This is a genomic window from Peptoniphilus sp. (assembly GCF_034090345.1).
Lineage (GTDB): Bacteria > Bacillota > Clostridia > Tissierellales > Peptoniphilaceae > Peptoniphilus.
Genome location: NZ_JAXDSS010000028.1, coordinates 1 through 5,728 on the forward strand (window position 1 = coordinate 1; position 5,728 = coordinate 5,728).

The 5,728-nt window shown below is 30.6% G+C and carries 8 protein-coding genes; 1 reads left to right on the forward strand and 7 read right to left on the reverse strand.

From position 1 onward, the window contains the following. From SOR77_RS02380 to SOR77_RS02410, 7 genes are all read right to left on the reverse strand, one after another. The coding region (locus tag SOR77_RS02380) for a metallophosphoesterase (protein ID WP_320635601.1) at positions 1-340 on the reverse strand (340 nt) is incomplete at its 3' end. A gap of 86 nt (positions 341-426) precedes the next feature. Beyond that, complete coding sequence (gene lgt / locus SOR77_RS02385; RefSeq protein WP_320635602.1) at positions 427-1,164, reverse strand: prolipoprotein diacylglyceryl transferase; 738 nt, start codon at positions 1,162-1,164, stop codon at positions 427-429. Beyond that, positions 1,154-1,813: a deoxyribose-phosphate aldolase gene (deoC, locus tag SOR77_RS02390; RefSeq protein WP_040552881.1), complete on the reverse strand. Its 660-nt coding sequence runs from the start codon at positions 1,811-1,813 to the stop codon at positions 1,154-1,156. The genes lgt and deoC overlap by 11 nt, the downstream gene beginning before the upstream one ends. Before the next feature lie 145 nt (positions 1,814-1,958). Continuing rightward, positions 1,959-2,693, reverse strand: a complete 735-nt coding sequence (locus SOR77_RS02395) for a YebC/PmpR family DNA-binding transcriptional regulator (RefSeq protein ID WP_320635603.1) — start codon at positions 2,691-2,693, stop codon at positions 1,959-1,961. Positions 2,694-2,837: 144 nt separating this feature from the next. After that, positions 2,838-3,017 (reverse strand): 50S ribosomal protein L32, encoded by a 180-nt coding sequence (rpmF, locus tag SOR77_RS02400; RefSeq protein WP_004822430.1) that lies wholly within the window; start codon positions 3,015-3,017, stop codon positions 2,838-2,840. Between the two features lie 2 nt (positions 3,018-3,019). After that, positions 3,020-3,535: a DUF177 domain-containing protein gene (locus tag SOR77_RS02405; protein ID WP_320635604.1), complete on the reverse strand. Its 516-nt coding sequence runs from the start codon at positions 3,533-3,535 to the stop codon at positions 3,020-3,022. Positions 3,536-3,670: 135 nt separating this feature from the next. Next, entirely contained in the window at positions 3,671-4,873 is a 1,203-nt protein-coding gene (locus tag SOR77_RS02410; protein WP_320635605.1) for an acetate kinase, read from the reverse strand. A gap of 99 nt (positions 4,874-4,972) precedes the next feature. Between SOR77_RS02410 and SOR77_RS02415 the strand changes: the two genes are divergently transcribed. Continuing rightward, the coding region (locus tag SOR77_RS02415; protein ID WP_320635606.1) for a nucleotidyltransferase family protein at positions 4,973-5,728 on the forward strand (756 nt) is incomplete at its 3' end.

Consider the following 5,728-nt stretch of genomic DNA (forward strand, 5'->3'; position numbering starts at 1 on the left):
ATGAATATGAACTATTTTTTAAATTTAAAATCCCATATTTTTCTAATAGATTGTCTATATTAAATAAATTATTTTCAAATTCATGATTACCTGATACAAAAAAGCATTTGTATTTTGAAACAATTTCAAATAATTTTTCAACTCTTTCGGTATTTGTGGTATTTCTTGAAATTATATCTCCTGTTAGAAATACAACTTCAGGATTAAACTCACAAATACTTTTTTCTAACTTCTTTAAACTAATCAATCTATTATCATGAAAATCTGAAATTTGTACAAACTTAAAATTATTTATTTTCTCACTCTTTATATTTATCTCTTTTATTTTTATTTTTGCCACTTGAAAATATAGATAAATAAATATTAATAAAATTAAAATCTTCATGTTTATATTATACCATCTTTGAATCGAAAAAAAGAGAAAGGTCATTTAGCCTTTCTCTTTGAATAAACAATAAATAAAATTGATGTAGCAACTATTAACAAGCTAACTATTTGTGAAACTCTCATTCCCATAAAATACAGAGAGTCTGTTCTCATTCCCTCTATTACAAATCTCCCAAGCCCATAGATGATTCCGTACGTTGCAAAAATTTGACCATCAAATTTCTTTTTGTCATATAGGAAAAAATATAAAAATATAAAAATTCCCACATCTAATATGGACTCATATAGAAAAGTTGGGTGTACTTTAACTCCATCAATCATAATTCCCCATGGAACATCTGTTGGCGCACCATGAGCTTCTTGATTTACAAAATTCCCCCATCTTCCAATACCTTGTGCAAGAGCTAATCCAGGGGCTATAACATCTGCCAATTTAAAAAACTTTACACCCTTTATTTTACTATAAAATATTCCAACCACTATTCCGGTAATTATACCACCGTAAATTGCAAGTCCACCATTTCTTATAGCTATAATTTCTGAAGGGTTTTGTAAATAATAGTCTAAATTAAAAATTACATAGTACGCTCTAGCTCCTATGATTCCAAGTAATAGAGCAGACATAGCATAGTCATATATTATGTCGTCTTTAAAGCCCTCTCTCTTACCCAGTTTATTAGCTATGGTTATGGCAAGTAAAGCACCAGTCGCTATTAATATGCCATACCACATTACATCTATTCCGAAGATACTAAAAGCTACAGGGTTAATTTGCATTTCTTGCCCTATATTCTTCTATAATTTGAATACCCGCACTTACACCTAATCTATCTGCTCCAGCTTCTATCATTTTCAATGCTGTATCTAAATCTCTTATACCACCTGAGGCTTTAACGTACATTTCTCCAACCGTTTCTTTCATAAGTTTAACATCTTCAACAGTTGCTCCGCCTGAATTAAATCCTGTAGAAGTTTTTACAAAATCTGCCCCGGCTTCTTTAGCTAATTGACAAACTTTTACAATTTCTTCTTTTGTTAGAAGACAAGTTTCAATAATTACTTTTACTGTCTTTCCATTAGCCGCTTTCACAACTTCTGCTATATCTTCTTTAACTAAATCATATTCTTTTGATTTTAAGAAACCTACATTGATTACCATATCAACTTCATCTGCACCATTTTTAACTGCATCAGCTGTTTCAAATACCTTTGAAGCTGTTGTAGTAGCTCCTAGGTCAAAACCTATTACAGTACAAACTTTTACATCAGTATTTTCAAGTTCTTTAGCTGCTAAAGATACCCAAGCTGGATTTATACATACTGAGCAAAAATCATATTGCTTAGCTTCTTCAATTAACTTTAAAACTGCTTCTTTTGGAGCCTCTGGCTTTAACAATGTGTGGTCAATATACTTATTTAAATTCATAAATTCATCTCCATTCATTCTTTAAACACAATTCTTAACTAACTAATCTAATGTTTTTAAAACTTATTACAAGCTCTGTAACAAGCTTTTTATCATAAAAGTACTGTCTTTAAACAAGTACCCAATAATTACAAAATAAATCTAATTATTCTTCTTCAGGTCTATCCCAGTTAGTGTAAACTTCTTGAACATCATCATTATCTTCTAGTACATCTATCATCTTTTCCATATTCTTTATATCGTCTGGATTTGTAAGTGTACTATAATTTTGAGGAATATAAGTTATATCTGATTGAACGAAATCATATCCCGCTTCTTCAAGAGCACTTCTAACTTTATGATAGTCTTCAACTGCAGTTATTATTTCATAAGCATCTTCTTCTTCAACAACATCTTCTGCACCAGCATCAATTGCCACCATCATCAACTCATCACCATCTATATTATCCGATAAGACAACTATCTGTCCCTTTTTATCAAACATAAATGATACACTACCAGGAGTTCCTAAATTTCCACCATACTTATCAAAAGCATGTCTAATATCTGGAGCTGTTCTATTTCTATTATCAGTTAAGCAGTTTACTAATACTGCAATTCCACTTGGGCCGTAGCCTTCATAAGTAATTTCTTCAAAGCTTTCAGCACTATCTTCTCCAGAACCTTTTTTAATTGCTCTTTCAATATTATCATTAGGCATATTCTCAGCCTTCGCTTTATCAATAGCAACTTTTAATTGTGGATTATAGTCAGGATCCGGACCACCCTCCTTAACTGCTACCATTATATATTTTCCAAGTTTTGTAAATATTCTACCTCTCTTGGCATCTTCTTTACCTTTTTTTTGCTTTATATTATGCCATTTAGAATGTCCTGACATCTTTACCCTCCTTAATTTACTATTCTAATTTTACCACATATTATTAAAGGTTTTAATATAAACTATACTATGTATAATAAGTTAATATTTATTTTTACATACAAAAAACTCCCCTACACAGGGAAGTTTTCTTTATCATGATTATTACTCTGTTACAAGCACTTCTTTTCCGTCATAATATCCACAGCTTGGACAAACTCTGTGCGGCATCATTGCCTCGTGACAGTTTGGACATTCTACTATAGTTACTTTATTTAATCTATAAGAAGATGCTCTTCTCTTGTTTCTTCTTTGCTTTGAAGTTTTTCTCTTAGGTACTGCCATTTTTACACCTCCTCATCATTAAATAAATTTAGCAGTTTTTCAAATCGTAAATCTACTTGCTCATCTTGTGAACAATCACACTCATGAAAATTTAAATCCACTCCACACTTTGGGCACAACCCCTTACAATCCTCTTTACAAAGACTCTTTAAAGGAATTGATGTTATCACTTGAGAGATAACTAAGTCATCCAAATATATTTCATCATTTTCAACTTGAAAAAACTGTGAATCAGATTCATCTATCAAGTCTTCTTCAAATGAATAAGCTTCAAAAGTTGAATCTACAATTTCTTTCATTGGTTTTAGGCATCTGTCACAGTTAGTGTCAAATGAATAATTTACCGTTAAATCTAACTTGAAATTATCACCCAACTTAGTTACAACTCCACTATATTTTATAGGGAAGTTTATATTCAAGCCATCTATGACATATTCTGTTTCGTTTTTTTCTATTTGCCCTTCAAAGTTTAAATTTTGATCCGGACTTTTGAGAAAATCTTTTAAATTAAGCCTCATAAATCACCTCAAAATTTCATACAGGTAATTATATCTTGAAATCTAGATTTAGTCAAGTCTAATTTAGACCAAATCATTGATAACTACACATAAATTCTAAATAAATACTATTAAATTTTATACACTTAAAAACAATTATTTTACAAGTAATTCAGTATCTCTTGCAATCATAAGCTCTTCATTTGTAGGTATTACCATTATTTTTATTTTAGAGTTTGGAGTAGATACGATTTTTTCTTCCCCCCTCATTTTATTTTCATCTTTGTCTATTTCAATACCAAAAGCTTTAAGCTTTTCACAAACATGTTCTCTAGTTTCCGGAGAATTTTCTCCAAGTCCTGCTGTAAATACTATTCCATCAAGGCTTTCAAGAGAATCAAAGTGACTCATATAGCTTGCTGCAAATTTAGCTACACTTGTTTCATATACATCAAGTGCTAATTTAGCTCTTTCATTTCCAGCATCAGCAGCTTCTTCTATATCTCTAAAGTCAGAAGAAACTCCGCTAATTCCAAGAACACCTGATTCTTTATTTATAATTTTATCTACTTCTTCAGCTGAAATGTTCTTCTTAGACATTAAAAAAGTAACTATTGCCGGGTCGATATTTCCACTTCTTGTTCCCATTGGAAGTCCTTCAAGAGGCGTAAAACCCATAGTTGTATCATAACTCTTTCCACCTTTTACAGCTGTTATACTAGCTCCATTTCCGAGATGGCAAGTGATAAGATTAATTTCATCAACGCTCTTTCCTAACATTTCTGCAGCTCTTTGAGTTACATATTTATGAGATGTTCCGTGGAAACCATATCTTCTAATTTTATATGATTCATATTCTTCATAAGGAATAGCATATATATAGTTCTTAGATGGCATTGTTTGATGGAATGCAGTATCAAATACAGCTACTTGCTTAACATTTGGAAGTAGTGCAGATACAGCTTCAATTCCCATTATATTTGGAGGATTATGAAGAGGAGCTACCTCAACATTAGCTTCTATAGCCTTCATAACTTCTTCTGTAATCACTACAGACTCAGCAAAGTCTTCTCCACCATGTACTACTCTGTGTCCAACTGCGCCTATTTCATCTAATGAACTTAATGCACCATAATTTTCGTTAACAATTGACTCCATAACAATTTTAAGAGCATCTTTGTGATCTTTTAATGGTTGTTCTATAATTTCTTTATCTTTACCTATTGTCTCGTGCTTAACTCTCGAACCTTCTATACCAATTCTTTCAACAAGGCCCTTTGCCATTAATTTTTCTCCGTCCATATCAATTAATTGGTATTTCAAAGAAGAAGATCCACAGTTTATTACTAAGATTTTCATTTTTTCCTCCTAAATATAATATCTTTGTACATTTGACTCATTTTATTATATCATAGATTAAAACATTGTGAAAAAACTAATTAAAGAAAGGTCTAAAAAATGTCTATAAAAGCAATAATAGCTGAATATAACCCATTCCACAATGGACACTTGTACCAAATAAAATCAATTAACTCAGATTATACAATAGTTATAATGTCATCTTCATTCACTCAAAGAGGAACTCCGGCAATATTGGATAAATTTACAAGATCCAGATTAGCTATTGAAAATGGAGCTGATTTAGTCTTAGAACTACCTACAATATATTGCACATCCAATGCACAAATATTTTCCGAAGGAGCTATATCAATTTTAAATAGTTTAAATATTGTAGATACATTATGTTTTGGCTCTGAAAATTCACTTTCAGACATAGTGGATGTAGCTTCTAAAACTGAATATATAGATGACAAAGCATTGGCAACTAATTTATCAAAAGGTTATTCATTTATAAAAGCTAAGCAACTCTCATATAAAAATCTTTCTGATACAGAATTTGAAATAATGAATAAACCTAATAATATTTTAGGTATAGAATATGTAAAAGCTCTTAAAAAATTTAATTCCGAAATAATTCCTTTTTCTATACCAAGAAAAAATGTGGGACATTCTTCAGAAATAATAGTAGATGGATTTGCTTCTGCTTCAACTATAAGAAATATATCTAACAACAAAAATTTTTCTGAATTAAAAAATTTAGTCCCTGAAAATACTTATGTAGCTCTACAAGAAAAGGGAAATGATGTTTCACAAAACTTTTTCCAGCTATTTAAATATAAATTATTAAGTGGCAATATAAATTTTTCAAACTAT

Excerpts from the sequence above, each read along its gene's own strand:
- rpmF (WP_004822430.1), bottom strand. The coding sequence starts at position 3,017 with ATGGCAGTACCTAAGAGAAAAACTTCAAAGCAAAGAAGAAACAAGAGA.
- deoC (WP_040552881.1), bottom strand. The coding sequence starts at position 1,813 with ATGAATTTAAATAAGTATATTGACCACACATTGTTAAAGCCAGAGGCT.
- SOR77_RS02410 (WP_320635605.1), bottom strand. The coding sequence starts at position 4,873 with ATGAAAATCTTAGTAATAAACTGTGGATCTTCTTCTTTGAAATACCAA.
- lgt (WP_320635602.1), bottom strand. The coding sequence starts at position 1,164 with ATGCAAATTAACCCTGTAGCTTTTAGTATCTTCGGAATAGATGTAATG.
- SOR77_RS02395 (WP_320635603.1), bottom strand. The coding sequence starts at position 2,693 with ATGTCAGGACATTCTAAATGGCATAATATAAAGCAAAAAAAAGGTAAA.
- SOR77_RS02405 (WP_320635604.1), bottom strand. The coding sequence starts at position 3,535 with ATGAGGCTTAATTTAAAAGATTTTCTCAAAAGTCCGGATCAAAATTTA.